This is a genomic window from Mycolicibacterium iranicum, from assembly GCF_014190915.1.
GTDB lineage: Bacteria > Actinomycetota > Actinomycetes > Mycobacteriales > Mycobacteriaceae > Mycobacterium > Mycobacterium iranicum_B.
In genome coordinates this window covers 107,218-122,932 of sequence record NZ_JACHVU010000004.1, presented here as the reverse complement: position 1 = coordinate 122,932, position 15,715 = coordinate 107,218, and the positions used below count along the sequence as shown (strand labels likewise).

The 15,715-nt window shown below is 69.6% G+C and carries 15 protein-coding genes; 6 read left to right on the top strand and 9 right to left on the bottom strand.

Annotated features, from left to right (window positions below; translation table 11 throughout):
• Nucleotides 1-169: 169 nt before the first annotated feature.
• On the bottom strand, nt 170-1,033 hold the full coding sequence (locus tag FHR72_RS10990) for an aminodeoxychorismate lyase (protein WP_183468434.1): 864 nt from the start codon (nt 1,031-1,033) through the stop codon (nt 170-172).
• 81 nt (nt 1,034-1,114) lie between these two features.
• On the opposite strand from FHR72_RS10990, the gene ygfZ reads away from it, so the two are divergent.
• Both ygfZ and FHR72_RS10980 read left to right on the top strand, forming a co-directional pair.
• A complete protein-coding gene (gene ygfZ / locus FHR72_RS10985; protein ID WP_183468004.1) occupies nt 1,115-2,212 on the top strand; it encodes a CAF17-like 4Fe-4S cluster assembly/insertion protein YgfZ in 1,098 nt (365 codons plus the stop codon).
• Nucleotides 2,213-2,360: 148 nt separating this feature from the next.
• A complete protein-coding gene (locus FHR72_RS10980; protein WP_183468003.1) occupies nt 2,361-2,546 on the top strand; it encodes a DUF3073 domain-containing protein in 186 nt (61 codons plus the stop codon).
• Nucleotides 2,547-2,574: 28 nt separating this feature from the next.
• Here FHR72_RS10980 and purM read toward each other — a convergent pair whose 3' ends face one another.
• On the bottom strand, nt 2,575-3,666 hold the full coding sequence (gene purM / locus FHR72_RS10975; protein WP_183468002.1) for a phosphoribosylformylglycinamidine cyclo-ligase: 1,092 nt from the start codon (nt 3,664-3,666) through the stop codon (nt 2,575-2,577).
• Between the two features lie 122 nt (nt 3,667-3,788).
• Here purM and FHR72_RS10970 point away from each other — a divergent pair, with 122 nt between their 5' ends.
• A complete protein-coding gene (locus FHR72_RS10970) occupies nt 3,789-4,775 on the top strand; it encodes an NAD(P)H-binding protein (RefSeq protein WP_183468001.1) in 987 nt (328 codons plus the stop codon).
• A 28-nt stretch (nt 4,776-4,803) separates the two neighbouring features.
• Here the strand turns inward: FHR72_RS10970 and purF are convergent, their stop codons facing one another.
• Both purF and FHR72_RS10960 read right to left on the bottom strand, forming a co-directional pair.
• On the bottom strand, nt 4,804-6,336 hold the full coding sequence (gene purF / locus FHR72_RS10965) for an amidophosphoribosyltransferase (protein WP_183468000.1): 1,533 nt from the start codon (nt 6,334-6,336) through the stop codon (nt 4,804-4,806).
• Between the two features lie 204 nt (nt 6,337-6,540).
• Entirely contained in the window at nt 6,541-6,933 is a 393-nt protein-coding gene (locus FHR72_RS10960) for a sterol carrier family protein (protein ID WP_183467999.1), read from the bottom strand.
• A 114-nt stretch (nt 6,934-7,047) separates the two neighbouring features.
• Between FHR72_RS10960 and FHR72_RS10955 the strand changes: the two genes are divergently transcribed.
• Nucleotides 7,048-7,485, top strand: coding sequence for a PPOX class F420-dependent oxidoreductase (locus tag FHR72_RS10955; protein ID WP_183467998.1), 438 nt, complete (start codon nt 7,048-7,050; stop codon nt 7,483-7,485).
• A 3-nt stretch (nt 7,486-7,488) separates the two neighbouring features.
• On the opposite strand, the gene FHR72_RS10950 is transcribed toward FHR72_RS10955, so the two are convergent.
• Genes FHR72_RS10950 through FHR72_RS10930 form a run of 5 tightly spaced genes read right to left on the bottom strand, consistent with a single transcriptional unit; the run spans nt 7,489 to nt 13,843 of the window.
• Entirely contained in the window at nt 7,489-8,112 is a 624-nt protein-coding gene (locus FHR72_RS10950) for an Rv0804 family intramembrane glutamic endopeptidase (protein ID WP_183467997.1), read from the bottom strand.
• Nucleotides 8,113-8,117: 5 nt separating this feature from the next.
• Entirely contained in the window at nt 8,118-9,839 is a 1,722-nt protein-coding gene (locus tag FHR72_RS10945; protein ID WP_183467996.1) for an alpha/beta hydrolase, read from the bottom strand.
• Nucleotides 9,836-12,193, bottom strand: a complete 2,358-nt coding sequence (purL, locus tag FHR72_RS10940; protein ID WP_183467995.1) for a phosphoribosylformylglycinamidine synthase subunit PurL — start codon at nt 12,191-12,193, stop codon at nt 9,836-9,838. The genes FHR72_RS10945 and purL overlap by 4 nt, the downstream gene beginning before the upstream one ends.
• 25 nt (nt 12,194-12,218) lie before the next feature.
• A complete protein-coding gene (locus FHR72_RS10935; RefSeq protein WP_183467994.1) occupies nt 12,219-12,566 on the bottom strand; it encodes a VOC family protein in 348 nt (115 codons plus the stop codon).
• Nucleotides 12,567-12,580: 14 nt separating this feature from the next.
• On the bottom strand, nt 12,581-13,843 hold the full coding sequence (locus FHR72_RS10930; RefSeq protein WP_183467993.1) for a M18 family aminopeptidase: 1,263 nt from the start codon (nt 13,841-13,843) through the stop codon (nt 12,581-12,583).
• A 51-nt stretch (nt 13,844-13,894) separates the two neighbouring features.
• Here FHR72_RS10930 and FHR72_RS10925 point away from each other — a divergent pair, with 51 nt between their 5' ends.
• The gene (locus FHR72_RS10925; RefSeq protein WP_183467992.1) at nt 13,895-14,905 is read left to right on the top strand and encodes a Dyp-type peroxidase; all 1,011 of its coding nucleotides are present in this window, start codon (nt 13,895-13,897) and stop codon (nt 14,903-14,905) included.
• Between the two features lie 8 nt (nt 14,906-14,913).
• Nucleotides 14,914-15,711, top strand: a complete 798-nt coding sequence (locus FHR72_RS10920) for a family 1 encapsulin nanocompartment shell protein (RefSeq protein WP_183468433.1) — start codon at nt 14,914-14,916, stop codon at nt 15,709-15,711.
• Nucleotides 15,712-15,715: the final 4 nt, after the last annotated feature.

Sequence of the window (15,715 nt, the reverse complement as noted above, 5' to 3'; positions counted from 1 at the left end):
ACTGCGGGGAATTCGCCAGCGCGCACAGGTGCGTCAAGCGCTCTCCCGGCGCTGCTAGCTCGCAGCCACCTCACATGTCCATAAGTCAATCAATTTCTCGGACCACCTCCCTTCCTGTGTACCCGCGACCGTACTCCCGCTTCGACAGGGCGACAAGGGAATTACGCGCTCAGCGATCGCACAAGATCGCCGCATCGACCAACGCCGCCAGATCGTGGGCCATCGGCGCAGGCGGGAGGGGGGTGCCGTCGAGGGTGTGCACCCGCGCCGCCAGCGTGATGCTCGAGACCAGCCAAACGCCCTGAGCGGCACGAAGATCGGCGGGCGTGAGGGCCTGGTAGTCGCAGTCGTAGCCGGCATCGCGCGCCACTTCGAAGAGCGCCTGCTGCGTGGTACCCCGCAGAATCGGATACCAGGGCGGCGGGGTGAGCAGGCAGGCGTGGCCGTCGGCCGACGTCGTGGCGATCACGACGGTCGAGCGGGGCCCTTCCAGGATGTGGCCGTCGGTGCTGACGAAGACCACGTCGGCGGCGCCCTGGCGCTCCGCGTGGCGCAAGGCGGCCATGTTGATCGCGTACGAGAGTGTCTTGGCACCCGCGAGCAGCCACGGCAGCTCGTCGATGCCGCCGCTGGACAGGCCGCGCTCGAGTGTCACCGCAGCGATACCGTGGCGCCGGACGTCGTGGATCCGCGCCGGGACGGACCCGATCGTGGCGTACGCGGTGGGCTCGCCGCCGTGTTCGCGGCCCCGCGAATACACCAGGCGGAGGACGCCCTCGTCGCCACCGGTTGCCAGCCACGCGCGCACGGCGACGTCGACGGCGGCCCGCCACCGATCGGCGTCGGGGGTGGGCAGATCCAGCATCTGCGCCGAGTGCGCCAGGCGGCCCAGGTGGGCCTCGAGCAGACAGGGACGACCGTCGCGGATCAACAGCGTCTCGAAGATGCCGTCACCGCGCACCGCCGCCAGGTCGTCGGCGTGCAGCAGCGGAACGTCGGGATCGTGCAGACGGCCGTCGAGCGTCACGACGATGCCGTTCGGTGCGCCCGCGGTCTCTGCCATGGGGCACCAGCGTAGCGGCGGCCTCGGGCACAGGGCTCGTAGAGTTGAGCCATGGCCTGGGAGACGTCGCAAGTACCCGCCCCCGACAACGGACCCGACGCGGGCGCCGTCTGGCACTACGGCGACCCTCTCGGTGAGCAGCGGGCCGCCGCCGACGGCGCCGTGGTCGTCGACCGCTCCCATCGGGCGGTGTTGACCCTGACGGGTGCCGAGCGGAAGTCGTGGCTGCACACCATCTCCAGTCAGCACGTCAGCGAGCTCGCCGACGGGGCGGTCACCGAGAACCTCAGCCTCGACGGGCAGGGCCGGGTGGAAGATCACTGGCTGCAGACGCAGCTCGACGGCCGCACCGTCATCGACACCGAGCCGTGGCGGGGCCAGGCCCTGCTCGATTTCCTGCGCAAGATGGTGTTCTGGGCCGACGTCGTCATCGATCCCGCGGACCTCGGTGTGCTGTCACTGCTCGGCCCCGGGGTGAGCGGCGCGCCGGTCCTGGCCGCGCTCGGCATCGCCGAGCTTCCCGCGGAGGGCACCGCGACCGCACTCGCCGACGGCGGGTTCGTCCGAAGGCTGCCGGGGGCGACCCTCGAGGTCGACCTGGTGGTGCCCCGCACCCAGCTCGCGGCGTGGCGGGACGCGCTGGTGGCCGCCGGTGTCCGGCCGGCCGGGGTGTGGGCCTACGAGGCGCACCGCGTCGCGGCCCAGCGCCCACGCCTCGGTGTCGACACCGATGAGCGCACCATCCCGCACGAGGTCGGCTGGATCGGCGGACCCGGCGTCGGCGCGGTCCATCTCGACAAGGGCTGCTACCGCGGTCAGGAAACCGTCGCGCGTGTGCACAACCTGGGCAAACCTCCCCGCATGCTGGTGCTGCTGCACCTCGACGGCGACGCCGACCGGCCCTCACCGGGGGACCCCCTGCTCGCGGGTGGCCGTGCCGTCGGGCGGCTCGGCACGGTGGTGACTCACGTCGACGAGGGCGCCATCGCGTTGGCACTGCTCAAGCGGGGTCTGCCCGCAGACACCCCGCTGACGACCGGTGGGGACGTGCAGGTCGCCGCCGCGATCGACCCCGACTCGATGCCGGCCGCGGACGCGATCGGAGCGGGCCGGCTCGCCGTCGAACGACTGCGCGGCGGTGCCCGGTGAGGCGATCGACGCAAAAAACCGCGCCGCAACAGGGCCTGCCAGCGGTACAGCGCGCGGCACGGTAAAGTGACGGCAGGACAATAAACACACTCAGATCGGAGCCGCCTAGAAATTGGGCCGCTCCGTTATTGCGCGAGGGGGTTCCCCCATGGGCCGCGGCCGGGCAAAGGCAAAGCAGACCAAGGTTGCACGTGAGCTGAAGTACAGCTCGCCGCAGACCGATTTCGAGCGGCTACAGCGCGAGCTGTCGAACGCTCCTGACGACGACCGCCTCAACGGCAGCGAAGCGCCGTCCGACGACGGTTGGGCCGACGAGGACGACTGGCGACGCTAGTTCCGCCAGTCGGTCCCCCGCAGCGTTCTCAGAATCTGGGGTGCTGACCCACGAGCACAGCTCGTGACGCGTCCTTGCTGCCCTTCTGGATGGTTCCGAGGGTCCAGCAATTCAGGTGGCGGGCAGTCAGAACGGCCAACGCGCGATCGGTGTCCTCCGGCGCGACGACGGCCACCATGCCGACGCCCATGTTGAACGTCTTCTCCATTTCGGCACGCTCGATACGTCCGCGCTGGGCGATCATGCCGAAGACCGGAGCGGGCGTCCACGTGCCCCTGTCCAGTTCGGCGACGAGTCCGGGCGGGATGACGCGTTCGAGGTTGCCTGCCAGTCCGCCGCCGGTGACGTGGCAGAACGTGCGCACCTGCGTTTCGGCGGCCAGCGCGAGGCAGTCCTTGGCGTAGATACGGGTGGGTTCGAGCAGCTCCTCGCCGAGGGTGCGGCCGAACTCCTCGACGTGCCCGGCCAGGTTCATATGGTCGATCTCCAGCAGCACGTGCCGGGCCAGCGAGTAGCCGTTGGAGTGCAGCCCGGTGGACGCCATCGCGATGATCACGTCGCCGGGCCGGACCCGGTCGGGTCCGAGGACGTCGTCGGCCTCCACCACGCCGATCCCGGTGGCCGAGATGTCGTAGTGGTCGGGGGCCATCAGACCGGGGTGTTCGGCGGTCTCGCCGCCGAGCAGGGCGCATCCGGCGAGCACGCAGCCGTCGGCGATGCCGGACACCAGCTCGGCCACGCGTTCGGGAACCGTCCTGCCCACGGCGATGTAGTCCTGCAGGAACAGGGGCTCGGCTCCGCACACGACGAGGTCGTCGACGACCATCGCGACCAGGTCGATGCCGACCGTGTCGTGCTTGTCCATGGCCTGGGCGACGGCGAGCTTCGTGCCGACGCCGTCGGTGGAGGACGCCAGCAGCGGCTCGCGGTAGTCCCCGCGGAGGGCGAACAGGCCGGCGAAGCCGCCGAGGCCGCCGCGCACCTCGGGCCGGGTGGCCTTCTTCGCGAGTGGTTTGAAGAGTTCGACGGCTCGATCACCGGCTTCGATGTCCACGCCTGCCGACGCATAGGAAACGCCGCGGTGTTCGGCGATGCCCTGTCGTTCAACACCCTTTGTCATCGAGAGCAAGGCTACCCGCGCTTTCCCAGCGAATCGCTGGCAGTATCTGTTGTGGTGTGACGGGGAGGTGTCAGATCCCGTTCGCGGGTTTGCCCCGCCCCTGAAGTGGACATCCCGCGGCCATGCCTGCTGAGGAAGTTCGCTGCCTGGTGACCGGGGCGACCGGTTACATCGGTGGCCGGTTGATACCCGCCTTGCTCGACCGGGGACTGCGCGTACGGGCGATGGCACGCACACCCGCAAAGCTCGACAAGGCCGAGTGGCGCGACCGGGTCGAGGTGGCCCGCGGCGATCTCACCGAGCCCGACTCACTGGTCGAGGCGTTCGACGGTGTCGACGTCGTCTACTACCTCGTGCATTCGATGGGGACCTCGAAGGACTTCGTCGAGGAGGAGCGGCGCTCGGCGCACAACGTGGTCGAGGCCGCCAAGAAGGCCGGGGTGCGACGGATCGTCTACCTGAGCGGTCTGCACCCCGCGAACACAGACCTGTCCCGGCACCTGGCCTCGCGCGTCGAGGTGGGTGAGATCCTGCTGGCCTCCGAGATCGAGACGATCGTGCTGCAGGCGGGCATCGTGATCGGCACGGGATCGGCGTCCTTCGAGATGATCCGGCATCTGACCGATCGACTGCCGATCATGACGACGCCCAAGTGGGTGCACAACAAGATCCAGCCCATCTCGATCGACGATGCGCTGTACTACCTCGTCGAGTGCGCGACCGCGGAGGTGCCCGCATCACGCACGTGGGACATCGGTTCCTCCGACATCCTGGAGTACGGCGACGCGATGCAGGTGTACGCCGAGGTCGCGGGGCTGGCGCCGCGCCGTTTCGTGGTGCTGCCCTGGCTGACCCCGACGCTGGCGAGCCGCTGGGTGGGGCTGGTGACGCCGATCGCGTCCGGGCTGGCACGTCCCCTCGTGGAGTCACTGGAATGCGACGCGGTCGCCCACGAGAAGGACATCGACGGCGTGGTTCCGCCTCCGCCCAACGGGTTGACCGGCTACCGCGACGCGGTGACGCAGGCGTTGGTGCAGGAGGGCAACGCCGGTAAGGGCGGCCGGCCTCGGCTGCTCCGCTTCACCTCTGCGACAGGGACTGTCCGCTAGCAGCGGCGCTCCCCCCGGGGACGCTCGCCTATGGCCGGCGCAGGGCCGAGGCGTTGTCGTTGTCCGCCGAGATCGGGATCCCGGTGCGCGCCGCGGTGGCGAGCATGTGCTCGATGACGTTCTTGCCGAGCGCGGTCTCGCCCGGAAGCTCGATCGGGTACTCACCGTCGAAACAGGCTGAGCACAGCCGCGATGCGGGCTGCTCGGTCGCCGCGATCATGCCCTGCTTGGAGATGTAGCCCAGAGAGTCGGCGCCGATCGCGTGGCGCACCCCGTCGAGCATCTCGTGCTCGTCGGCCGAATTGCTCGCGGCATTGGCGATCAGCTCGGCGGGGGTGGCGAAGTCGATGCCGTAGAAGCACGGCCATTTCACCGGCGGCGACGCGATGCGCACGTGCACCTCGACCGCCCCGGCTTCGCGCAGCATCCGGATCAGTGCGCGCTGGGTGTTGCCCCGCACGATCGAATCGTCGACGACGATGAGCCGCTTCCCGCGGATGACCTCTTTGAGCGGGTTGAGCTTGAGTCGGATACCGAGCTGCCGGATGGTCTGCGACGGCTGGATGAAGGTGCGCCCCACATAGGCGTTCTTCATCAGGCCCTGACCGAACGGGATGCCCGACTCCTGCGCGTACCCCACCGCGGCGGGTGTCCCGGATTCGGGGACACCGATGACCAAGTCGGCGTCGACCGGCTTCTCGCGGGCGAGCCTGCGGCCGATGTCGACACGGGTGCCGTGCACCGACCGGCCGACGATCGTGCTGTCAGGGCGTGCGAGGTAGACGTACTCGAAGACGCAGCCCTTGGGGGTCGGGTTGGCGAAGCGCGTCGACCGGACACCGTCGGCGTCGATGGCCAGCAGCTCGCCGGGTTCGATGTCACGGACGAAGGACGCACCGACGATGTCGAGCGCGGCGGTCTCGGAGGCCACCACCCAGCCGCGGTCCAGCCGGCCCAGCGACAGCGGACGCACGCCGTACGGGTCGCGGGCCGCGTAGAGGGTGTTCTCGTCCATGAACGTGAGGCAGAAAGCGCCCCGGACGGTCGGGAGCAGTTCGAGCGCAGCCTGCTCCAGGGAGGAGTCGGCGGCGCCGTGGGCCAGCAGCGCGCCCAGGATGTCGGAGTCGGTGGTCGCGGTGGCCGCGCCACGGTTGCCCATCAGGCCCTCGTCGCGGGCGCGGGCGGCCAGCTCGGCGGTGTTGACGAGGTTGCCGTTGTGACCCAGGGCGACACCGGTTCCCGCCGCGGTGTTGCGGAACACCGGCTGGGCGTTCTCCCACGTCGTCGACCCGGTGGTGGAGTAGCGGCAGTGCCCGACGGCGACGTGGCCCGGCATCGCCGCCAGCGTCTGCTCGTCGAACACCTGGCTGACAAGCCCGAGATCTTTGAACACCAGCACCTGGGAACCGTCGGCGACAGCGATACCCGCAGCCTCCTGACCCCTGTGTTGCAGGGCATAGAGGCCGTAGTACGTGAGCTTCGCCACCTCCTCGCCGGGCGCCCAGACCCCGAATACTCCGCACTCTTCTTTCGGCTCGTTGTCGAGCTGCTCGGCGGTCACGATCAGGCTGCTCCCTGGGGGCTGTGGGTGACGTCGCACAGTCTACGGTGCACGACTGGGAAAAGCGGAATCACGCGACGGAGTGGGGCGGTTTGCCGCTGGGAACAACGAAGATTCGCCGCTCCCGCATTCCGTGGTGGTCCGTGACGTCCCGCCGATTCATGGCAGTCCGTGCCAATGGCTTCCGCCGCTCAGAAAGATCCGTCAGTCCGGGAGAGCCACCAGGGGCAGCACGGCGGCGATCTCGGTCGCGCGCGATCCCGACATCTGAAGGGAGCCGTCGGCGGCGGCCTGCTCCAGCGTGGTCAGCCCGGTGGCCAGCATCAGCCAGGTTCGCGGGTCCGTCTCCACGACGTTGGGCGGATTGCCCCGGGTGTGCCGGGGTCCCTCGATGCACTGCACCGCGACGAACGGCGGCACCCGCACCTCGACCGTGGCGCCGGGCGCGAGCGCGGCCAGGGTCCTGGCGGTGGCGCGCACCGCCTCGGCCAGAGTTGCGCGCTCCGGCGCAGCGGCGGCGTCATCGCGCAACCACTCGGCGAGGGCCGCGACGGCGGCGCGGGTCTTCGCCGGATCGGCGGGGCGACGGGCGGCCATGACCCAGGTTCTCAGAGTGCCTGCAGGCCGCGGCGCGCCGCCCTCCGCGTCGGGTCGACGTCCCGGCGATCCACCCTTGACCTCAACGTCCATTGAGGTTCTAGCGTGACCCGCATGACGTTCACCGCATACGAGATCGAATTCATGAAACAGGCGGAGCTTGGACGGCTTGCCACCATCCAGCCCGACGGAACCCCGCAGAACAGCCCCGTCGGGTTCACGTTCAACGAGACGTCGGGGACCATCGACATCTCCGGATACGAGATGTCGAAGAGCCGCAAGTATCGCAACATCGCCGCTAATCCCAAGGTGGCGTTCGTGATCGACGACATCACCTCACGTGATCCCTGGCGGGTGCGGTGCCTCGAGATCCGCGGCACCGCCGTCCAGGCGACGCTGGAGGACGCGCCCCGCGAACCGAACGGCGATCCGCTGGACGCGGCGATCATCCGGATCACACCGCGGAGGGTGATCAGCTTCGGGATCGATGACCAGCAGACCGAACCCCACCAGCTCACGGCGCACGTGCGGAACGTCGCGACGGCGGGCTGACAGTCAGCGATCTGGCCGGGGCCGAACGGCCAGGACCGCCATCGCTCCGGCTTCGTTGACGGCCAGATGCGCCAGCATCGGCGCGGCCAGGCTGCCGGAACGGGCGTACAGCCAGGAGAACATCCACCCGGCCGCACCGGTGGCGATCACAGTCAGCGGCACCGACTCGTCGGCGGCGCGGGCATCGGGAGTGTGGGACAGTCCGAACACCGCCGCGGCGAGCAGCCGGCCGGCAGTGGCGCCGAACGCGTTCTCGGCGGCAGTGCCCAGCGCGGCGCGGAACGTGACCTCCTCCGACCACACCGTGCCGAACGGGATGCGGAGAAGGAGCCACCGCGCGGGCTCGGCGGGCAACTCCCTACCGGCCATTCCGGCGCGCACCGGCGGCAGGAGCGTGCCGACCGCGACGGTCGCGACGACAGTGGACGCCGCCACCCCTCCCCACCGCAGCCCCCGCCCCAGCTCCGGCAGACGCAGACCCAGCGGGGGCCGCAGCCCGGCCACGGCCACCGCGCCGAACACGGCTTGCGGCAACGGGTTCCACCGCTTCGACAGCCGCGGGGCGAGCGCGCTCCAGCCGAGCAGCGCGACCGCCAGCGCGGCCACCCGGGCCCTCTCGCGCCGCACGGGCACTAGTAGTCGCCGTCCTCGAATTCGGTCTCGGCCAGCGCGACCCGGATCCGATCCGTGTCCTCCCGGGTCCAGCCCTGCGGCGGTGCGGCACCCGCCCAGCCGTCGAGGATGAAATCGCCGTAGTTGTGTCCGTGCCCGCCGGGGACCGACGCCGCGTTGGTCATGTCGGCGGCCACCTGCCAGAACGTGACGATGGGATACCACCGCATCGACCTCGTGCGGTCACGGCCCGGCGGTTCGGACAGCCAGTCCGGCCGGGTGAACAGCAGGTCCTGGGACCACCACACGATCGGATCCGACGAGTGCTGCAGGAAGAGCACTCTGGGGCTCTCCCACGGCCCCGCCGTATCGGCCGCGATCTGGGCCGCGTCGTTGCCCTGCGAGAACCGCACGGTGCGCCCGTTGTCGTAGCGCGGTTCGACCTCGGGGGTGCCGGGGTCGCGGCGCACGGTGATGCCGTGCCACAGCGGGCTCGCGTTCGGCGGGCCGACCCACAGCACCGACGAGAACCCCATCCGCGAGATGTCCGGCAGCCAGTCGAACGCGCCCTGCCCCGCCATGGATCCCAGGCTCTCGCCGTAGAGGACGAGTCGTGGGCGGCGCTCCGGTGGCAGGGTGACCCAGCGATCGTGCACCGCATCGATCATCAACCGGCCCGACTCCATCGACTTCTGCTGGTCGCCGAGGAACGAGATCCAACTCGGAAGGTAGGAGTACTGGGAACCGACGATCGCCGTGTCGCCGTTGTACATCAGCTCCAGCGAACGCGCCGCGATCGGATTGATCCAGCCGGTCCCGGTCGTCGGGGCGATGACGAGCACCTCACGCTCGAAGGCGCCGGTGCGTTCGAGTTCGCTGAGCAGCACCGCCATCCGCTCTTCGTCGGTGTCGGCCGTCTGCAGTCCGACATAGACCCGGATCGGCTCCAGGGCGGGCCTGCCGTTGACGCGGGCCAGTTCGTCGGCGTGGGGACCGGTGCCGACGAAGTTGCGCCCCTGATAGCCGAGCGTGTCCCAGGCGGCGAAAGAGTCGGGGCTGCCCGATCTTTCGGTCTCCTCCGGCTGGACGACGCCTTCTCTGGTGGTCGAGTTCTGGGGTTGGAAGATCCGGTTGGCCCCGGCCAGGAATCCCCGCACGAGCACGCCGTTGACCAGCGTGATGACCAGGATCACGACAACCGCCGTACCGATGAACAGCGCCATCTCGTCGGAGAGTCGCCACCGCCGGATCAGGACACGCGCCATGGTCTTGATGAGGTCCAGAAGCAGCCTGGCCGTGGCGATGCACACTCCGGCGACCGCGACGGCGACCAGAAGCAGGCGCAGATAGCTCGACGTGCTCGGGCCGTCCATACCCATCAGCGCCGAGACCTGGCGCTGCCACGCTGCCGCCGGGATCACCATCCCGATGCACGCACCGACCGAGACGACGACGGTGATCGTCTTAAGCGCGTACAGGATTCGCGCCGACGGCGGCCACCATGTGCGGCGGGCCAGGACGAAGCGCCGCAGCATCCGCTCGACGAAGACGCCGATGCCGTAGCCGATCGCGGCGTTGATGCCGCCGATCAGTCCTTGGAACAACCAGTCCCTCGGCAGCAGCGACGGGGTCAGGGACACACAGAAGAACAGCGCGCCCAGTGCGACGCCGGTGAAGTCGAGGCGCAGCAACCGCCATGCCCAGAGCAGGGCGGGATGTCGGCGGGTGCCGACCGAGGTCACCCGAACAACCCGGGCAGCACACCTTCCGATGTGCGCCGCAACTCCTCAAGGGTCACCGTGAACTGGCCCTGCACCTCGACGGCCGGTTCACCGCCGGCGGGTCCCTGGTCGACGACCCCGATCCGCGCGGCGGGCAGGCCACGTGCCTCGCACATCGCCGTGAACCTGCTCTCCTCGGTACGAGGCACGGCGACGAGCACCCGGCCCGCGGACTCGCTGAAGAGGAAGACGAACGGCGCCGTCCCCTCCTGGAATTCCTCGGGAAGCAGGATGCGGCAACCTGTTTCGCCGGCCAGCGACGCCTCCACGACGGCCTGGATCAGCCCGCCCTCGGATAGATCGTGGGCCGCCGAGACGAGACCGTCGCGCGAGGCCGCGGTGAGGACCTCGGCGAGGAGCTGTTCGCGCGCCAGGTCGACCTTGGGCGGGACGCCGCCGAGGTGCCCGGCGCTGACCTGCGCCCAGATCGAGCCGTCGAACTCGTCGCGGGTGTCGCCGAGCAGCATCAGGGTCTCGCCGGGTTCGTTGCCGAAACCGGTCGGGATGCGCCGCTTCACGTCGTCGATGACGCCGAGGACGCCGACGACGGGCGTGGGCAGGATCGCGGTGTTCCCCGTCTGGTTGTAGAAGCTGACATTACCGCCGGTGACCGGGATGCCCAGCGCCGCAGCACCGTCGGCGAGGCCGCGAACCGCCTGGGAGAACTGCCACATCACCCCGGGATCCTCAGGCGATCCGAAGTTCAGGCAGTTGGTGACCGCGACCGGGGTGGCGCCGGTGACGGCGACGTTGCGGTAGGCCTCGGCGAGCGCGAGCTGGGCGCCCGCGTACGGATCGAGGGCCGTGTAGCGGCCCGACGCGTCGGTCGAGAGCGCGATGCCACGCCCGGTCTGTTCGTCGACGCGCAGCACGCCGCCGTCGGCATGTTCGGCCAGCACCGTGTTGCCGCGCACGTAGCGGTCGTACTGCTCGGTGATGAACCCGCGGCTGCACAGGTGCGGGCTGCCGACCATCGCCAGCAGGGTGGCGCGCAGTTCGTCGCCGGTCTGCGGGCGCGCCAACGACGACGTCGTGTCGGCCGCCAGCGCATCCTGGCCGGCGGGACGTTCCACGGGCCGCTCGTAGACCGGCCCCTCGTGGGCGACGGTGCGCGGCGGCACGTCGACGACGGTCTCGCCGTGCCAGGTGATCTCGAGCCGGCCGGTGTCGGTGACCTCGCCGATGACCGTGGCGAGCACATCCCATTTCCGGCACACCGCCATGAACGCATCCACGTTGTCCGGGGTCACCACGGCGCACATGCGTTCCTGGGACTCACTGGAAAGGATCTCCGCGGGCGTCATGTTCGTCGCGCGCAGCGGCACCTGCTCCAACTCGACCTTCATGCCGCCGTCGCCGGCTGAGGCCAGTTCCGATGTCGCACAGGATAATCCGGCGCCGCCGAGATCTTGGATGCCGACCACGAGGTCGGCCGCGTAGAGCTCGAGGCAGCACTCGATGAGGACCTTCTCGGTGAACGGATCGCCCACCTGCACGCTGGGCAGCTTCTTGCGGCCCGCGCTCCTTGATGGTCCAGCTCCGCCTCCGGCTTCGTGTCCGCCCGATTCATCACCGCCGAACGTCTCCGACGCCAGCACGGAGACGCCGCCGATGCCGTCGAGTCCCGTGCGCGCGCCGAACAGGATGATCTTGTTGCCCGCACCCGACGCGAAGGCGAGCTTGAGGTCCTCCTTGCGCAGCACGCCGACGCAGAGGGCGTTGACCAGCGGGTTGCCCGCATAGCTGGGGTCGAAGATCGTCTCGCCGCCGATGTTGGGCAGCCCCAGCGAGTTGCCGTAGCCGCCGATCCCGCGGACCACGCCGTCGAGTACCCGGCGGGTGTCGGGGGCGTCCGCGGCGCCGAAACGCAACTGGTCCATCACCGCGACCGGACGGGCGCCCATCGCCATGATGTCGCGCACGATGCCGCCGACGCCGGTCGCCGCACCCTGGTAGGGCTCGATGTAGGACGGGTGGTTGTGGGACTCCACCTTGAAGGTGGCGGCCCACCCGTCGCCGATGTCGACGACGCCGGCGTTCTCGCCGATGCCCGCCAGCATGGTCTCGCGCATCTTCGCGGTGGTGGTCTCGCCGAAGTAGCGCAGATGCACCTTGGAGGACTTGTACGAGCAGTGCTCACTCCACATCACCGAGTACATCGCGAGCTCGGCGTCGGTGGGGCGACGGCCGAGGATCTCGCGGATCCGGTCGTATTCGTCGTCCTTGAGCCCGAGCTCCCGATACGGCTGCGGCTGCTCGGGAGTGGCGGAGGCCCGCTCGACGGTGTCTACCTCTTGGGTCAACCCAGACGTCACCGCGACAGTCTAGCCGCGCGGCCGATCAGCCTCCTGCCACGCAGAAGGCGTTGCCCTCGGGGTCGGCCATCACGACCCACTCGAACTCCGGCCCGAAGCTGTTCCGCCCCGTCTCCTTCGCGCCCAGGCCGATCAGCCGGGCCACCTCCGCCTCCTTGTCGGCGGCGTGGAAGTCGAGGTGCACCTTGTTCTTGCCCGGCGTCGGATCGGGCACCCGCTGGAAGCCCAGAGTGGTGCGGCCCTCGCTGGTGACCATCACGAATTCGCCTGGCGCCACGGCGTTCACGTCTCCACCCGCGGCCTTGGCCCACCAGTCGGCGAGCCCGTCGGGATCCACACAGTCGAAGGTGATCATCTCCACACTCAGTGCCATGGCCCGACCCTAGATCACACCGGTGACAGAAAAGCCCCGAGCGCGGCCGAATACATCGCGACATCGGCCGCGCCCATCACCTCGCGTGCCGAATGCATCGCCAGCTGCGCGGCGCCCACGTCGACGGTGGGGATACCGGTGTTGGCGGCGGTCATCGGGCCGATCGTGGAGCCGCAGGGCAGGTCGGCGCGGTGCTCGTAGCGCTGCAGCGGGACACCGGCCTGCTCGCAGGCCAGGGCGAACGCCGCCGCGGTGCGGCCGTCGGTGGCGTAGCGCAGATTGGGTTGCACCTTGAGCACCGGCCCGCCGTTGACCTCGATGAGGTGGCCGGGCTCGTGGCGCTCCGGATAGTTCGGGTGGGTGGCGTGCGCCATGTCCCCCGACGCGACGACCGATCCGGGCAGTCGGCGCAGGAAGTCCTCGCGGTCGCCGCCGGCCGCCAGGGTGATGCGCTCCAGCACGGTCAGCAGCAGGTCGGATTGTGCGCCGTGATCCGACTGCGAGCCGACCTCCTCGTGGTCGAAGAGCACCAGCACCGGGAGCACGGCATCGGACGGCGGCGCGGCGAGAAAGGCCTCCAGGCCTGCGTAGCAGGTGGCCTGGTTGTCCAGCCGGGGCGCGCTGACCAGGTCGTCGTCGGCTCCGGCCAGCCGCGACGGGTTGATGTCGTGGGTCATCAGGTCGAAGCCGAGAACGGCGTCCTCGGCGACGCCGGCCCGTTCGGCGACGTGACCGAGGAACGACCCCGGCCCGCCGCCCACTCCCCACACGGCGTTGACGTGGCGCTGCGGGTTCAGCTCGACGCCCTTGCGGTCCTCGGCGAGGTGGATCGCCAGTTGCGGCACCCGCAGCAACGGCTCGTCGATGCGTACCAGCGCATGACGGACGCCCGCGCCGTCGCGCACCGAAAGGCGGCCGCTGACACCGAGATCGCGGTCCAGCCACGAGTTCAGCCAGGCTCCGCCGTAGGGCTGCAGCGCGACGATGCGCCACCCCGACAGGAAGCGGTCGGGATGCTGCTTGACCCGCAGGTTCGGGCTGTCGGTGTGCGCGCCCACGACGCGGAACGGACGCGCGCGGCTGCCTTCGGCCGCCCGCCACGCGATGAGCGACCCCGCGCGCACGGCGAAGAAATCGCCCTCACCGGGCCACGGGTCGCTTTCCGCGAGTTCGGTGAACCCCGCCGCCACGAGCCGCTCCGCAGCGGTACGGCACACGTGGAACGGCGACGGCGACGCGTCGATGAACTCGCACAGTCCCTGGGGGCTAGCAGGCATCTTCCCATCTTCCTCGATCAATCCCGCCGATCTTGATTTAGGGTCGACCCCGTGCCCGCCCCACTGCCCCAGCCGGTTCTGGCGCCGCTGACCCCGGCGGCGATCTTCCTGGTGGCCACCATCGACGAGGGCGGTGAAGCCGAGGTACACGACGCTCTCGGTGAGGTCGCGGGCCTGGTGCGGGCGATCGGATTCCGCGATCCGGCCAAGCGGCTGTCGGTGGTGACGTCCATCGGGTCCGACGCCTGGGGGCGGTTGTTCACCGGCCCGCGCCCCGCCGAGCTGCACCCGTTCGTCGCCCTGGACGGCGGCACACACCGCGCCCCGTCGACCCCGGGCGACCTGCTGTTCCACATCCGTGCCGAGTCGATGGACGTGTGCTTCGAGCTGGCGACCAAGCTCGTCGCGGCGATGGGCGCGATCACCGTCGTCGACGAGACGCACGGCTTCCGGTTCTTCGACAATCGCGATCTGCTGGGTTTCGTCGACGGCACGGAGAATCCCGACGGCCCCCTCGCCGACAGCGCCACCCAGATCGGGTCGGAGGATCCCGACTTCGCGGGCGGCTGTTACGTCCACGTGCAGAAGTACCTGCACCGGATGGACGCGTGGAACGCGCTGTCGACCGAGGAGCAGGAGAAGGTCATCGGCCGCACCAAACTCGACGACATCGAGCTCGACGACGCGGTGAAACCGTCGAATTCGCATGTGGCGCTGAACGTGATCACCGACGAGGACGGCAACGAGCTCAAGATCGTGCGGCACAACATGCCGTTCGGGGAGATCGGCAAGGGTGAGTTCGGCACCCATTTCATCGGCTATTCGCGCACGGCGACCGTCACCGAGCGGATGCTGCGCAACATGTTCCTGGGCGATCCGCCGGGCAACACCGACCGCGTCCTGGACTTCTCGACCGCGGTGACCGGTTCGATGTTCTTCACGCCGATCACGGATTTCCTCAACGACCCACCGCCGCTTCCCGATTCGACGGAGGACGGCGCCGACCCCGTCGCACCGGCGGGTGACGGTTCTCTTGCGATCGGCAGCCTGAAAGGACGATGACGATGACGATGAACAACCTCTACCGGGAGCTGGCTCCCATCTCCGACGCCGCGTGGGCGGAGATCGAACAGGAGGCCACCCGGACGTTCAAGCGCCACATCGCCGGGCGGCGGGTGGTGGACGTGAGCGAGCCGGGCGGACCGGTGACGGCCGCGGTCAGCACCGGACATCTGCTCGACGTGCTGCCGCCCGGCGACGGGGTGATCGCGCATCTGCGCGACGCGCGCCCCTTGGTCAGATTGCGGGTTCCGTTCTCCGTCAGGCGGATCGACGTCGACGACGTCGAGCGGGGATCGCAGGACTCGGACTGGGACGCGGTGAAGGAGGCCGCCAAGAAGCTGGCCTTCGCCGAGGACCGGGCGATCTTCGAGGGGTACGAGGCCGCGCACATCGGCGGGATCCGCAAGTCGAGCTCGTGCCCGAACCTGGTGCTGCCCGACGACCCCCGCGACATCCCCGACGTGATCAGCCAGGCGCTCTCCGAGCTGCGGCTCGCCGGCGTCGACGGGCCGTACAGCGTGCTGTTGTCCGCCGACGTGTACACCAAGGTGAGCGAGACGACCGCGCACGGTTATCCGATCCGGGAGCACCTCAACAGGCTCGTCGACGGCGACATCATCTGGGCCCCCGCGATCGACGGGGCGTTCGTGTTGTCCACGCGCGGGGGTGATTTCGACCTGCAGCTGGGCACCGACGTGTGCATCGGATACCTGTCCCACGACCCCGACACCGTACAGCTGTACCTGCAGGAGACGCTGACGTTCCTCTGCTACACCGCGGAGGCCTCGGTCGCCCTGATCGCCTGACCGC